The organism is Xanthomonas sp. WHRI 7065 (genome assembly GCF_040203115.2).
Classification (GTDB): domain Bacteria; phylum Pseudomonadota; class Gammaproteobacteria; order Xanthomonadales; family Xanthomonadaceae; genus Xanthomonas; species Xanthomonas arboricola.
In genome coordinates this window covers 4,166,774-4,180,714 of the sequence record NZ_CP168194.1, presented here as the reverse complement: position 1 = coordinate 4,180,714, position 13,941 = coordinate 4,166,774, and the positions used below count along the sequence as shown (strand labels likewise).

The following is a 13,941-nucleotide window of genomic DNA, read 5'->3' as shown; positions in this document are numbered from 1 at the left end:
CAAACAGCCGGGAATCCCCGGCTGTTTGCGTATGTGTTGCAGAGTCCTGCAAGCGACCAATCAGGTGCGCCCGTAGGTGTCTTCGAAACGCACGATGTCGTCTTCGCCCAGATAGCTGCCGGACTGCACTTCGATCAGTTCCAGCGGCAACTTGCCCGGATTGCGTAGGCGATGGGTTACGCCAAGCGGAATATAGGTACTCTGATTCTCGGTGAGCAGCAGCACCTCTTCGCCACGCGTGACTTCTGCGGTGCCGCTGACGACGATCCAGTGTTCGGCGCGGTGGTGATGCATCTGCAGGCTGAGCACGGCGCCGGGCTTGACGGTGATGCGCTTGACCTGGTGACGGTGACCCATGTCGATCGAATCGTAAGCACCCCACGGGCGATAGACCTTGCGATGCCAGGTGGCCTCGGAACGGCCAGCCGTCTTGATCTGGCCCACCACGTCCTTGACCTCCTGGATGCGATCGCGGTGACCGACCAGCACGGCATCCGGCGTCTCGACGACGACCACGTCTTCCAGGCCGACCATGGCAATCAAGCGCGAGCCGTAGGCGTAGGTGTTGCGGCAGTCGACCTGGATCACGTCACCATGATGCGCGTTGCCGTCGGCGTCCTGCTTGGACACGTCCAGCAGCGACGACCACGAACCGACATCGTTCCAGCCGGCATCCAGCGGCACCACCACCGCATCGGCGGTCTTTTCCATCACCGCATAGTCGATCGAATCCGACGGGCTGGAGGCGAACGCATCCTTGTCCAGACGGGTGAAGTCGGCGTCGCGCTTGCCGCCTTCCCACGCCTTCTGGCACGCATCGGCGATGGCGGGCTGGAACTTGCGCAGTTCTTCCAGATAGCGCGAGGCACGGAACAGGAACATGCCGCTGTTCCAGTAATACTCGCCGCTGGCCAGATAGCCTTGCGCGGTGGCCAGGTCGGGCTTTTCGACGAAGCGTTCGACGGCGCTGACGCCGGTACCCGCGCTTGCCTTGATATAGCCGTAGCCGGTTTCGGGCGCGGTGGGCTTGATGCCGAAGGTGACCAGCTTGCCTTGTTCGGCTGCAGTCGCCGCCAAGGTGACCGCAGCCTGGAATGCCGCTTCGTCCTGAATCACGTGATCGGACGGCAGCACCAGCAGCAGCGGATCGCTACCGTTGCGAGTCGCTTCCAGTGCAGCAACGGCGATGGCCGGCGCGGTATTACGGCCCTTGGGCTCAAGCAGGATGGCTGACGGCTTCACGCCCAACTGCTGCAGCTGCTCGGCGGCCATGAAGCGGTGTTCTTCGTTGGCCACCACGATGGGGGCATGCGCTGCCACCGGGGCGGAACGTAGCCAGGTGGCCTGCAGCATGCTGTGTTCGCCGACCAGCGGCAGGAACTGCTTGGGATAGGATTCGCGCGACAACGGCCACAGGCGCGTGCCGGAACCGCCGGACAGGATGATAGGTAGGACGTCGCTCATGGGCGGGGGAAACTCCAAAGTGCGTCTAAAGGTGGGAGAGGGGGTGAATCAGCCGCGTAGCAGATTGGAAATTTCCTGCGTACGCGTTTCCAGCAGTGCGGCATCGCCGCGCGTTTCCACGTTCAGACGCAGCAGCGGCTCGGTGTTGGAGCTGCGCAGGTTGAAACGCCATTGGCCGAAGTCGGCACTGATGCCATCGGTATAGTCCAGCTCCGGCGACTGATCACCGTAGTGATCCATCACGCGGGCAACCGCCGCCTTGGCATCGTCCACCTTGAAGTTGATCTCGCCGCTGCAGGGGAATTTCTGCATGCGCGCCTCGACCAGATCCGCCAGCGAACGACCGGACTGCGACACCAGCTCGGCGATCAACAACCACGGGATCATGCCGGAGTCGGCGTAGGCGAACTCGCGGAAATAGTGGTGCGCGCTCATCTCGCCGCCATACACGGCGTTTTCGCTGCGCATCTTTTCCTTGATGAAGGCATGGCCGCTCTTGCACAGCACCGGGATGCCGCCGGCGTCCTCGACCATCTCGACGGTGTTCCAGGTCAGGCGCGGGTCGTGCACGACCTTGCCACCCGGCTGCTTGGCCAGGATCGCCTGGGCCAGCAGGCCGACCAGGTAATAGCCTTCGATGAAGCGGCCGGTGTGGTCGAAGAAGAAGCAGCGATCGAAGTCGCCATCCCAGGCGATACCGAAGTCGGCGCCGTGTTCCTTGACCGCCCTGGCGGTGGCGTCGCGGTTTTCCGGCAGCAGCGGGTTGGGGATGCCGTTGGGGAAGTTGCCATCGGGTTCGTGGAAGACGCGGATGAACTCGAACGGCAGCTGCGGTGCAAGCAGGTCAACGATCAGACCGGCGCCACCGTTGCCGGCGTTGACCACCAGTTTGAGCGGCTTGAGCGTGCTGCGGTCCACGTAGCTGAGCAGATGCTCCAGGTAGGCGGTCTTGTCGGTGCGGCTCTGCTCGCTTGCGGTGGGCTCGCCCGGTGCGGCGGTATCGGCAGCGACGGTGTCGCGGATCGCGAACAGGCCGGTGTCGGAGCTGATCGGTCGCGCCTGCTCGCGGACCAGCTTCATGCCGTTGTAGTCCATCGGGTTATGGCTGGCAGTGACCATCACGCCGCCGGCCGCTTTGAGGTAATCGGTCTGGAAATAGACCTCCTCGGTGCCGCACAGGCCGATGTCGATCACTTCGCGGCCGCTGGCGCGCAGGCCGGCTGAGAGCGCTTCCTGCAGGCCGGGACTGGCCAGGCGCACATCGTGGCCCAAGACCACGGGCCCTTGCTCCAGCTGCGCCGCCAATGCCACGCCGATGCGACGCGCCAAGTCCTCGTTGAGCTCATCCGGCACGCGGCCGCGAATATCGTAGGCCTTGAAGGCGGGTAGCGTCATGGGCAATTCCTGGGGTGGGGGAATTCCGAGTTTAGCGGCTGTGCCGTGTCTTGGGTGTGGCGGAATTGCGATCGGGGACAGGGAACAGTCAGCGGCTAGAATGGCCGCTTCACATCAGCGAGGCGAGGGCGGTGATGAGCAATCGTGGACGTGGTGCGGCAAGCGGCAAACGCTATGCCGACGCCGGGGCGGCGCTGGATGGGGTGCTGGCCGATGGCCAGACCCTGGCAGTCGGCGGCTTCGGATTGTGCGGAATCCCGGAAGCGCTGATCGCGGCAGTGCGCGCGAGCGGGGTCAACGGATTGACCGTGATCTCCAACAATGCGGGTGTCGACGGATTCGGGCTGGGTCAATTATTGGCCACCCGGCAGATCCGCAAGATGATTTCGTCCTACGTGGGCGAGAACAAGGAATTCGAGCGGCAATACCTGGCCGGCGAACTCGAGCTGGAGTTCAACCCGCAGGGCACGCTGGCCGAGCGCCTGCGCGCGGGCGGTGCGGGAATTCCCGCGTTCTATACCGCAACCGGCTACGGCACCATCGTCGCCCAGGGTAAGGAAACCCGGCAATTCGACGGCAAGCAGTACGTAATGGAAACCGCGCTGCAGGCCGACGTCGCGCTGGTCAAGGCCTGGCGTGCGGATACGGCCGGCAATCTGGTGTTCCGCAAGACCGCGCGCAACTTCAACCCGGCCTGCGCCATGGCCGGTCGCGTCTGCGTCGCCGAGGTCGAGGAGATCGTGGAGGTGGGTGCGATCGATCCGGACCAGGTGCATCTGCCCGGCATCTATGTCGACCGGCTGGTGCTCAACGCCACCCCGGAAAAACGCATCGAACAGCGCACCGTGCGCGAAGGACAGCACTGATGGCCTGGACCAGAGACCAGATGGCCGCACGTGCGGCGCGTGAGTTGACCGATGGTGCCTACGTCAACCTGGGCATCGGCCTGCCGACGCTGGTGGCCAACCACATTCCCGATGGCGTGGACGTATGGCTGCAATCGGAAAACGGCCTGCTCGGCATCGGCCCGTTTCCCAGCGAGGACGAGGTGGATGCGGACCTGATCAATGCCGGCAAGCAGACAGTGACCGCACGTGCCGGCGCCAGTTATTTCGGCAGCCACGACTCGTTTGCAATGATCCGCGGGGGGCACATCGATCTGGCGATTCTCGGTGCGATGCAGGTCACCGAGCGCGGCGACCTGGCCAACTGGATGGTGCCCGGCAAGATGGTCAAGGGCATGGGTGGCGCGATGGACCTGGTGGCCGGCGTCAAGCGCGTTGTCGTGCTGATGGAACACGTCGCCAAGGACGGCAGCCACAAGATCCTGCGCGAATGCGACCTGCCATTGACCGGCGTCGGCGTGGTCGATCGCATCATCACCGACCTGGCGGTATTCGACGTCACCGATGGCGGGTTGGTGCTGGTGGAGGCGGCCGAGGGAGTGGAGCTGGATGAGTTGCGCGCCAAAACCGGTGTCGCATTCGTTGTGCAAACACGAGACTAGTTGCGTTGCAATTCGCAAGGCGCCGTCACGGCGCCTTGCGTGCATACCGATAAGGCTCGGCTGATGCTGTTTTGGTAATGCCCAGTGTTTGTTCGATCGTGGTGACGCGATGCCCGGAACTGGTCACTGCAAGACCGACGAAGCGCTCGATTGCATGGGCAAGGGTGCCGTCGATCTGCCCTTGTTCGCTTTCAAACTCGCTCGGATGAAGATGTGCATCCAGCAATGGGCGTATCGCCTCCAGCCGTGCCCAGAACATGCTGCCGGAAGCAAACAAGCTAGTTGCGTCCGGTGCATCCGTGCCTGTACGAACAGCAAGATAATCCAGTGCGTCAGCGTTGCCGCCGATAAAGTCGGTTACCGGTAAGAGATGACCGTCAGGTGCCATGAGACCGACAAGCGGATCGGTAGAGAACGCATCCACGATCGCATCGACCCGCTGCGGCATGAGCAATGCAGCGAGCATCTCGTTTCGCCATGCATTTCCGTCATCGCGATGGGTCGATTTCTTGGTGTGCAGCTTCAAAACCAGCTGCACGCCCTCATCGAGTAGCCGGTTGGCCACATGCAGGAAAGGCAGGATGTCGCGGCCACGATTTTCAAAGCCTTCCACCTCGGCCTGGATGCCGCGCTGCTGTATGCATTGATTGACTTCGATGACCTTGGTGAGGTCGGTCGTGACGATGATGCGCAGTGGAGTTCCGCACTCGACAATTGCATCGAGCATCTCGTTCAGTACATCAAGATACCAGGCGTGCAAGACCACGCATGCGCTTGGCGAACGTGATTCGGTTGCCACCCCGGGTGCACGCGTCAACGCCTGACGTGTTGCCTCCAGCCACGCATGTCCCAAGCGCGCATCTGGTTCGAGTACCGCACCTTCGGCCCACTCGTTCCATGCATTGATGAACACCACGCGGTTAGCTGGCGGCGCGCTGGCGAGGCGATGGCGCAGGGTGCGCGATAGCCAGTCCCGATAGCGGCGGGGGGATGCGTGCAGGTAGATGCGTCCTTTTCCCGAGCGTCGTGGTTCGTTGTCCCAGCCCGGATTGACGCCCGGATATAGCGTGTACTCGCGTAGCGGTCGCTGTTCCATGTCGCGCGCAAGCTCTCGCCAATCGAGTACCTCGCCGTTGAACTCCGGGTTCAGCAATCGCTGTCTGGCAGTGACCGACGCTGGGGTACTCATGTTGGGAGGGAATTCGACTGCAGCATCGAATCCGATGTCGCGCGGATCGGGGCGCTCGAAACCCTGCACGTAGGCCAGATGAATTTCGCCGACCCCGTTATCGTGACACCACTTACGCCAACGCGCAGCGGTCTGTGCGGGATCGGGCAATAAATGTGGCCGATACACCAATAGTAACGGGCGGCCATCCACACGTAGATATGTTGGATTGCGTAGATATGTCGCGACATGGGCAATAAAGGCGAGGTCGTCGTCTGCGCTGTGCGCCTGGTCGATCAGAATGTCATCGCCACGGCCATCCCAGCGGCGTGCCCACTTCTCGTTTGCCCAGCAAAGGCAAAAAGGCAAGGTGATCGAGGTATCTTCGTGCCGTTGGGCAATCGGCATTTCCAGCAAGGTCTTACCGGCAAACCAGTAGAAATAAAAGCAAAACGCGCCAAGGCCGTATTCCTGTGCCAAACGTGCCTGCTCGCGCACGACCTGTGGTGTGCGAAGGTCATAGAAGCCCAGATCCGCCGGAAGGCGTGGTTGTTGATGGCCTTCGAACTGTGCAAGCGCGCGGCTGACATTGCGCCATTCGGTAAAGCCTTTGCCCCACCACGCATCATTCTCCGGGATGGGATGAAATTGCGGCAGATAGAACGCAACCAGGGTCGCGGGAAGCGTCTTGGGCAATGTGGCAGTGCGATAAGGTACGTGGCCGATCGCCGCTTCGTCACTGCGTGCTGCAGGGCGTCGCGAGATGCCATGGACTGCGCGGCCGCGTACAGGCTCAGGTACCCAGTCGGCATGTCGGTCCAGGAACCAGCTACGCCACCGGTCACGCGTTGCATCACTTAAAGGAATTGCACGAAACCCCGCGCGCAACAGTCCAAACAGTTGCGCGCGCACACGTGACTGCATCGAGCGTCCCGCTGTACTCACAGATTCTGGTAGTTCGGGCCCGAACCACCCTCCGGCGTGACCCAGGTGATGATCTCGTACGGGTCCTTGATGTCGCAGGTCTTGCAGTGCACGCAGTTGGCGGCGTTGATCTGCAGGCGCTTGCCGGAGGGGCTGCCGGTGTCTGCGACCATTTCGTAGACGTTGGCCGGGCAGAAGCGGGTGCAGGGATTGTCGTATTCCTGCACGCAGCGGGTGGCGCAGACGTCGGTGTCGAGCACCTTCAGATGCACGGGCTGGTCTTCGTCATGCTCGGTGGCGGCGAAGTAGACCGCCTGCAGGCGGTCGCGCGGGGCGAGCTCGCGCGTGCCGTAGTCGCGGTTAGGTTGCTCGTAATCGCCGATCTTGTGCAATGCCGACCAGTCGGGTTTGTTCTTCAGCGTCCATGGCGAGGCGCCCTTGAGCGCGGTTTCCCAGGCGGCATTGAGCAGGCCGAACCACAGGCCCTTCTTGAAACCGGGCTTGATGTTGCGCACCTGCTTCAACTCGGCCATCGCATCGGACGCGCGCAGTTTCGCGTCGAAGCCTTGCGGCGCCAGCTGCGATTGCACCAGGTGTTCGGCGGCCAGCATGCCGCTGCGGATCGCCTGATGGGTGCCCTTGATCTTGGGCACGTTGAGCAGGCCGGCGGTATCGCCGATCAGCAGGGCACCGGGCATTTCCACCTTCGGCAGCGATTGCCAGCCGCCGGTGACGATGGCGCGCGCGCCGGCCGAGAGGATGCTGCCGCCTTCCAGCAATGGCTTGATCAGTGCGTGGTTCTTCCATTGCTGGAAGGCCTCCCACGGCTGGTACTTCGGGTCGCTGTAGTCCAGCCCGCTCACATAACCGAGCGCGATCTGGTTGTTGTCCAGGTGATACAGGAAGCTGCCGCCGTAGGTGCGGTTGTCGGCCGGCCAGCCCAGTGTGTGCACGATCTTGCCAGGACTGACGCGCCCCTCCGGTACCTGCCACAGCTCCTTGATGCCGATCGAATAGCCCTGCGGGTCGGCGTCGGCGGTGAGGTCGAAGCGTTTGAGCAGGCGTTTGGTCAGATGCCCGCGCGCGCCTTCGGCCAGCACGGTGACCTTGGCACGGATGTCGATGCCAGCGGTGTAACCGGGCTTGTGCGAACCGTCCTTGGCCACGCCCATGTCGCCGATACGCACGCCGATGACCTGGTCGTTGTCGTCGTGCAGGGTTTCGGCGGCGGCAAAGCCGGGGTAGATCTCCACGCCCAGCGCTTCGGCCTGCGGCGCCAGCCAGGCGCACATTGCGCCCAGGCTGACGATGAAGTTGCCGTGGTTACGCATGCCTGGCGGCACCACCGGGAACTTGCGCGCGCTGTCCTTGCCGAGAAACCAGAATTCGTCGTCGGTGGCGGCTACGCAGATCGGCGGCGGGTTGTCGCGCCAGCCCGGCAGCAAGGCATCCAGCGGACCCGGCTCGATCACCGCGCCGGACAGGATATGCGCACCGATGGTGCTGGATTTTTCGATCACGCAGACGCTGATGGCCGGATCGAGCTGCTTGAGCCGGATCGCAAAGGCCAGCCCTGCCGGACCGGCGCCGACGGTGACGACGTCGTACTCCATCACGTCGCGCTCGACCGTCTCTGGCGCATTTGCGCCGACTCCTGCTTCCGACATTGCTCCGCTCCCGTTGGCTCGATGGCTGCTGCGCATTTTCCGGGATTCGATGTGACGGCGGCAAATCGGATCGATTCATCCGCGCCGCGCAGCCTCCACTCAGCGGGCGCGTGCTAGCGTTTGATGCATGAAGATTCGGGTGGCATTGCCGCAAGCGGAGATCGCCTGGTGTCGCGGCTGGTTGCCGCGCGCGCAGGCCGATGCGCTGCTGCAGGCGCTACTGACGCAGGTGCAATGGGAAGTACACCGCATCCGCATGTTCGGGCGCACGGTCGATTCGCCGCGTCTGAGCAGCTGGATGGGCGATGCGGACGCCAGCTATCGCTACTCGGGCACGCAGTTCGCGCCGCAGCCGTGGCTGGAGGTATTGCAACCTCTACGCGCACGCCTGCAGGCCGAGACCGGGGCGCCTTTCAACAGCGTGCTGGCCAACCGTTACCGCAGCGGCAACGATGCGATGGGCTGGCATAGCGACGACGAGCCGGAGTTGGGGGCGCGACCATTGATCGCCTCGGTAAGCCTGGGCGCGACGCGGCGATTTGCATTCAAGCATCGCGACGATGCTGCGTTGAAGCAGACGCTGGAATTGGGGCACGGCGATCTGCTGCTGATGGCAGGCGATACCCAGCGCCACTACAAGCATGCATTGCCGCGCACCGCAAAGCCCATCGGCGAGCGCATCAACCTGACCTTTCGTCAGATTGCGCCGCGCGCTCCCGAGCGCTAGTTCGACTGTCGCGGTGACAACGAACGCGGCAGGCTCTGGCTGTCCTGCTGGCCGGTGATCAAGGTCCAGCCGACCAGTTCGGTGGTGACCTGCGTCATCGCCTGTTCGAATGCCGCTGCCACCGCAGCCGTGTTGGTGCCGCTGGACGGGCGTGCGACCAGGAAGGTGCGCGAGGCCACCACGCGCTGATCGGCGGCGTGCAGCAGTTTGGCATTGAGTTCGATGGTGGCCGAGGGCAGCGACTGGCCGGCGTAATCGGACTCGAAGCGGCGCAGGTCGATCGCCAGCTTGTAGTCGGAGCGGATGCCGGTGCCGATACGGGCGACGGCGGCGATCTTGCCGGAGTCCTCGAACGCGCGGACCACGCTGTCTTCCAGCATGTCGGTGGCCGGCTGCGCCCAGCCTGCGCCGTGATAGACCTGCAACTCGCCCGGCGTCGGGCGCACGTTGATGCGCGGGCTGTCGATCACCCGCGCGGCGCTGGGCTTGGACACCGACAGCTGCCAGCTCACCTGCGGCCAGGACGGGTTCGGCGCAATCCGCACGTTAGGTGCGTAGATGGTGGCCGGCTTCTTGTCGCCTCCGGTCAACACCGAGCAGCCGCCCAGCGCCAGCAACGAGACGCACAACATGGGACGCAACAGGCGCATGGCAGTCATTTCGGTTCGAACTCCTTGGGTGCGTCGCGGCCGAGCAGGTAGCGCGCAGGGTTGTTGTCCAGTTTGTCGCTGACCCGGCGCAGGTCACGGATCAGACCGCGCAATTCGGTCAGCGTGGGCCCGAGCTGGCCCAGGCCATCATTGGCAAAACTATTGATGGCCGCGCGGTTCTCGCCAAGGATGTTGTCGGCGTTGCCGGCGGCCGAATCCAGCTTGACCAGGGTGGCATCGAGCTTTTCCAGGATGCCCGGCAGCTGCTGCACCAGGTTCTGGTCCAGCCGCTTGATGGTGCCGTTGGTGGTGGTCAGGGTGGTGTCCAGATTGCGTGCGGCATCGCGCGCGCTGACGATCAGCGCCTGCATGCCTTCGTCGCGATCGGCGATGCCACCACTGATCTTTTCCAGATTCTGCAAGGTGGCGGTGATGCTGGCCACGTTCTTGTCCGAGAGCATCTGGTCCATGCGCTCGACGATGCGGTTGGCGGTGTCGGTGATGTTCTGCAATGCCGACGGCGTGGTCTGGATGATCGGCGCATCGCTCTTGTCGATGGTGGTCAGCGACGGTGCCTCGGGCGTGCCGCCAGAGAGCTGGATGATCGACGGGCCGGTCAGGCTGGTGATGGCCAGCTTGGCGCGCGTATCGCTCTTGATCGGCGTGGTGGAGTTCACCCGCACGTGCGCGACCACCTGGCGCGGGTCGTTCGGCGCCAGCGTCAGCTCGGTGATCGAGCCGACCGCGATGCCGTTGTATTGCACCGGGCTGCCGACGGTCAGGCCGGTCACCGCCTCGCGGAACACCACCCGGTATTGCTGCCAGGTACGGTCGGAGGAGTATTTTGCGGCCCATAGCCCGAACAGCAGCAGGGCCAGGCCCGCCACGATGGTGAAGGCGCCGATCAGGACGTAATTGGCTTTGGTTTCCATGCTCAGGCGGTCTCGGTGGAGTCGGTCTTGGCCGCGCGCGCGGCGCGGGCGCGCGGACCGTGGAAATATTCCTGGATCCAGGGGTGGTCGATCTGCTCGACTTCGGCCAGCGGCGCGTTGGCGATCACCTTGCGATCGGCCAGCACCGCGATGCGGTCGCAGATGGCGTACAGCGTATCCAGGTCATGGGTAATCAGGAACACGGTCAGGCCCAGCGCCTGCTGCAGGGTGCGGATCAACCGGTCGAAGGCGGCCGCGCCGATCGGGTCCAGCCCGGCGGTGGGCTCGTCCAGAAACAGCAGCGGCGGATCCAGCGCCAGCGCCCGCGCCAGGCCGGCGCGCTTGCGCATGCCGCCGGACAGCTGCGAGGGCAGTTTGTCCAGCGCATCGGCCGGCAGGCCGGCCAGCTTGATCTTCAGCAGCGCCAGCTCGAAATACCAGCGCTCGGGAAACTCGCCGTGATGCTCCTTCAGCGGGACCTGCACGTTTTCGCCGACGGTCATCGACGAGAACAGCGCGCCGTCCTGAAACAGCACCCCGGTATTGCGGGTGATGTGCTGGCGGTCGGCAAAACGACCCGAGCGCGCGTCCGCCCCCAGCACCTGGATGCTGCCGGCGTCCGGCTCGCGCAGGCCCAGGATGCTGCGCATCAGTACCGACTTGCCGGTGCCCGAGCCGCCGACCACGCCCAGGATCTCGCCGCGCCGCACGTCCAGATCCAGCTCCTCGTGTACGACCTGGCTGCCGAAGCGATTGGTCAGCCCGCGCACCGAGATCGCCAACTGGTCGTCGTCGGCGTCGGTCTCTGTGCCGGGATTGGGGATTTGGGATTCGGGATTGGTCACAGCACGGCTCTCCCGAGTGTCAAAGCGCCAGCTGCGCTTCTGCCTTGCACGAATCCCGAATCCCGAATGTTGAATCCCGGTCTCATCACCACCCCATCTTCATGAACCACAGCGCGGCGATCGCGTCGAGGATGATGACCAAGGAAATCGTCTGCACCACCGAGGAGGTGGTGCGCTCGCCAACCGATTGCGCGGTGCCGCTGACCTTCAGGCCTTCCAGGCAGCCGATCAGGCCGATCACCAGCGCAAACAGCGGCGCCTTGGATAGCCCGACCAGGAAATGCCGCAGCTGGATGGTGTCGTGCATGCGCGCCAGGTACATCTGCGGCGGGATATCCAGATCGAACGCGCCCACGGTGACGCCACCGGCCAGGCCGGCGATCATCGCGATGAAGGTCAGCAGCGGCAGGGTGAAGATCAGCGCAAGCAGGCGCGGAATCACCAGCAGGTCGATCGGGTCCAGGCCCAGGGTGCGGATTGCATCCACTTCCTCGCGCGATTTCATCGCACCGATCTGCGCAGTGAAGGCGCTGGCGGTGCGGCCGGCCAGCACGATGGCGGTCAGCAGCACCGCGAACTCGCGCAGGAAGGCGATCGACACCAGCTCCACCACGTAAATCTCCGCGCCGAAGTCGCGCAGGATGGTCGAGCCGAGGAACGCGATCACCGCGCCGACCAGATACGACAGCAGCACCACCAGCGGCACCGCATCCAGGCCGACCTGCTCCATGTGGTGCACAGTGGAGGTCAGGCGGAAGCGGCGCGGCTCGTGGATCAGCCGCGCGATCTTGACCAGGTTCTCGCCCAGAAAACTGTTCAGCTCCAGAATGCCCTGGCCGACGCCGTGGGTGGTGCGGCCCAGACGGTCCAGCGCGGCGACGAAGCCGTAATCGCGTTTGGGCTTGGGGCGTTCGTCGTTGAGTTCCTCGATGGTGCACACCAGGGCCTGGTGCTCATCGCGGAAATCGATCGCGTCTTCCTTCAGGCCCATGCGGCTGGCGAAGCGCAGCAGCTGCAGCACGCCGGCCGAATCCAGTTGCCCGATGCCGCGCGCGTCGATGCGCCGGACCCCTTCGGGCACGGCCTGCAGCAGCTCGGCCTGGGGCAATGCGGTCGCCAGGACCCAACTGCCAGCAAGGCGGACCTGTGCGTGATCCTGCGAGTCTTGTTCGATGCGTGGAGGTTGCGCTTTGATCATGGGTGGCCTGTCCGTGGCGCCAGCATACCGCGCCCGGCGTGAGCGAATGATGGGGACGCTTCGCACCTGCGGTCCCGGCACAGACAATCGGCACGCCGGCCAGGTGCGCTGCGGCATACACTGGCGGCCTCGCCAGACGGCGTTTCTCCGATCCGACCCGCCACGCATGTCCGCTGCCACCGTCGTCCAACCGTCCGCCAGCGCCACCTATGCCCAGCGCGTCGCCTTTGTTTCGGAAATCGCCGGACGCCTGCATTCCTACGGCACCACGGCGCAGCGTCTGGAGGCCGCCGTGGTCGGACTGTCGCAGAAGCTGGGCCTGGACTGCGAGCCCTGGTCCAATCCCACCGGGATCATTTTGAGCTTCAGCGACCCGACCAAGGCCATCGGTTCCAGCGACATCACCCGGGTGATCCGGCTGGCCCCGGGCGAGAACGACCTTTACAAGCTCAGCGTGGCCGATTACGTGGCCGACGGCGTGGCCAACGGGCGCATGAGCATCGCGCAGGGCCACACCGCGCTGCGGCGGCTGGACCGCGAGGTCGATCGGCGCGGCAAGACCATGCAGGTGCTGGCATTCGGGCTGGCCGCTGCCGGCGTGGCAGGGCTGTGGAAACTGCCCTGGCTGGATATCGCCACCGCCGGCGCGATCGGGATGTCGATCGGCCTGCTGACCCAATACACCGACAGGCGGCCGGCGACCAAGGAAGCCGGTGAGGCGCTGGCCGGCCTGCTGGCCGGGGTGGTGGCCGCGGTGGTGGCGTCGCTGGTCGGCCCACTAAACCTCAATACGGTGATCATCGCCTCGCTGGTGGTGCTGCTGCCCGGCATGTCGTTGACCAATGCCTTCAACGAGCTGGCCAGCCAGCACTGGGTCTCGGGCACGGCGCGGCTGGCCGGTGCGGTGACCACGGTGCTCAAGCTCACCGTCGGTGCGGTCATCGCGGTGACGCTGACCCAGGTGCTCGGCCTGCACCCGCAGGTGGCCGCATTGCGCCCACAGTCCGGCTGGGTGGAGTGGGCCTCGCTGCTGGTGGCCGCTTATGCGTTTGCGGTGTTGTTCAAGGCCAATCGACGCGATTATTTATGGATCATGGCGGCGGCCATGTCCGGGTATGTCATCGCGCGTTATGCCGGGCATGCCTGGGGTGGTCCGGCCGGCGTCTTTGCATCGGCCATGGCATTGACCGCCGCCGGGAATCTGTTTGGGCGTGTGGTGCAAAAACCCGGGGCATTGATCCGTTTGCCCGGCATCATCATGCTGGTTCCGGGCAGTGTCAGCCTGCGTGGCTTTCTGACCCTGGTACAGCAACAGGATGTCAGCGTCGGGCAGGCCGCACTATTGGCGGTGACCAATATCGTGATGGCCTTGATGGCCGGATTGCTGTTCGGCAATCTGTTGATTCCGGCCCGCAAGAATTTATGACCGGTAGAAAAAGCGCGCAATAAAAAACGCCGGCACTG

12 protein-coding genes are annotated in these 13,941 nt (G+C 64.3%); 4 read left to right on the top strand and 8 right to left on the bottom strand.

Going from position 1 to position 13,941, the window contains the following annotated elements:
* Positions 1–60: 60 nt before the first annotated feature.
* Both ABQY64_RS17310 and ABQY64_RS17305 read right to left on the bottom strand, forming a co-directional pair.
* On the bottom strand, positions 61–1,464 hold the full coding sequence (locus ABQY64_RS17310) for a mannose-1-phosphate guanylyltransferase/mannose-6-phosphate isomerase (protein ID WP_016903949.1): 1,404 nt from the start codon (positions 1,462–1,464) through the stop codon (positions 61–63).
* Positions 1,465–1,512: 48 nt separating this feature from the next.
* A complete protein-coding gene (locus tag ABQY64_RS17305) occupies positions 1,513–2,859 on the bottom strand; it encodes a phosphomannomutase/phosphoglucomutase (RefSeq protein ID WP_024938344.1) in 1,347 nt (448 codons plus the stop codon).
* Positions 2,860–2,993: 134 nt separating this feature from the next.
* On the opposite strand from ABQY64_RS17305, the gene ABQY64_RS17300 reads away from it, so the two are divergent.
* Together ABQY64_RS17300 and ABQY64_RS17295 are read left to right on the top strand one after the other, a co-directional pair.
* Positions 2,994–3,725, top strand: a complete 732-nt coding sequence (locus ABQY64_RS17300) for a CoA transferase subunit A (RefSeq protein WP_349780644.1) — start codon at positions 2,994–2,996, stop codon at positions 3,723–3,725.
* Positions 3,725–4,366, top strand: a complete 642-nt coding sequence (locus ABQY64_RS17295) for a CoA transferase subunit B (protein ID WP_047127289.1) — start codon at positions 3,725–3,727, stop codon at positions 4,364–4,366. Before ABQY64_RS17300 ends, ABQY64_RS17295 begins: the two co-directional genes overlap by 1 nt.
* A gap of 25 nt (positions 4,367–4,391) precedes the next feature.
* Here ABQY64_RS17295 and ABQY64_RS17290 read toward each other — a convergent pair whose 3' ends face one another.
* Complete coding sequence (locus tag ABQY64_RS17290) at positions 4,392–6,458, bottom strand: glycoside hydrolase family 99-like domain-containing protein (protein ID WP_349780643.1); 2,067 nt, start codon at positions 6,456–6,458, stop codon at positions 4,392–4,394.
* A gap of 17 nt (positions 6,459–6,475) precedes the next feature.
* Positions 6,476–8,125 carry an electron transfer flavoprotein-ubiquinone oxidoreductase gene (locus ABQY64_RS17285; protein WP_016903954.1) on the bottom strand — a complete coding sequence of 550 codons (1,650 nt, stop codon included), beginning with the start codon at positions 8,123–8,125 and terminating at the stop codon, positions 6,476–6,478.
* A gap of 127 nt (positions 8,126–8,252) precedes the next feature.
* Between ABQY64_RS17285 and ABQY64_RS17280 the strand changes: the two genes are divergently transcribed.
* Positions 8,253–8,852, top strand: a complete 600-nt coding sequence (locus ABQY64_RS17280) for an alpha-ketoglutarate-dependent dioxygenase AlkB (protein ID WP_349780642.1) — start codon at positions 8,253–8,255, stop codon at positions 8,850–8,852.
* Here the strand turns inward: ABQY64_RS17280 and ABQY64_RS17275 are convergent.
* From ABQY64_RS17275 to ABQY64_RS17260, 4 genes are all read right to left on the bottom strand, one after another.
* The gene (locus tag ABQY64_RS17275) at positions 8,849–9,511 is read right to left on the bottom strand and encodes an ABC-type transport auxiliary lipoprotein family protein (protein ID WP_349780641.1); all 663 of its coding nucleotides are present in this window, start codon (positions 9,509–9,511) and stop codon (positions 8,849–8,851) included. The genes ABQY64_RS17280 and ABQY64_RS17275 overlap by 4 nt on opposite strands.
* Positions 9,508–10,434 carry an MlaD family protein gene (locus ABQY64_RS17270; RefSeq protein ID WP_016903957.1) on the bottom strand — a complete coding sequence of 309 codons (927 nt, stop codon included), beginning with the start codon at positions 10,432–10,434 and terminating at the stop codon, positions 9,508–9,510. Before ABQY64_RS17270 ends, ABQY64_RS17275 begins: the two co-directional genes overlap by 4 nt.
* A 2-nt stretch (positions 10,435–10,436) precedes the next feature.
* Positions 10,437–11,279, bottom strand: coding sequence for an ABC transporter ATP-binding protein (locus tag ABQY64_RS17265; protein ID WP_104544606.1), 843 nt, complete (start codon positions 11,277–11,279; stop codon positions 10,437–10,439).
* 85 nt (positions 11,280–11,364) lie between these two features.
* Entirely contained in the window at positions 11,365–12,594 is a 1,230-nt protein-coding gene (locus ABQY64_RS17260) for an ABC transporter permease (RefSeq protein WP_372469938.1), read from the bottom strand.
* A 49-nt stretch (positions 12,595–12,643) separates the two neighbouring features.
* Between ABQY64_RS17260 and ABQY64_RS17255 the strand changes: the two genes are divergently transcribed.
* Positions 12,644–13,903, top strand: coding sequence for a threonine/serine exporter ThrE family protein (locus tag ABQY64_RS17255; RefSeq protein WP_039518883.1), 1,260 nt, complete (start codon positions 12,644–12,646; stop codon positions 13,901–13,903).
* The last annotated feature ends 38 nt before the right edge of the window (positions 13,904–13,941 follow it).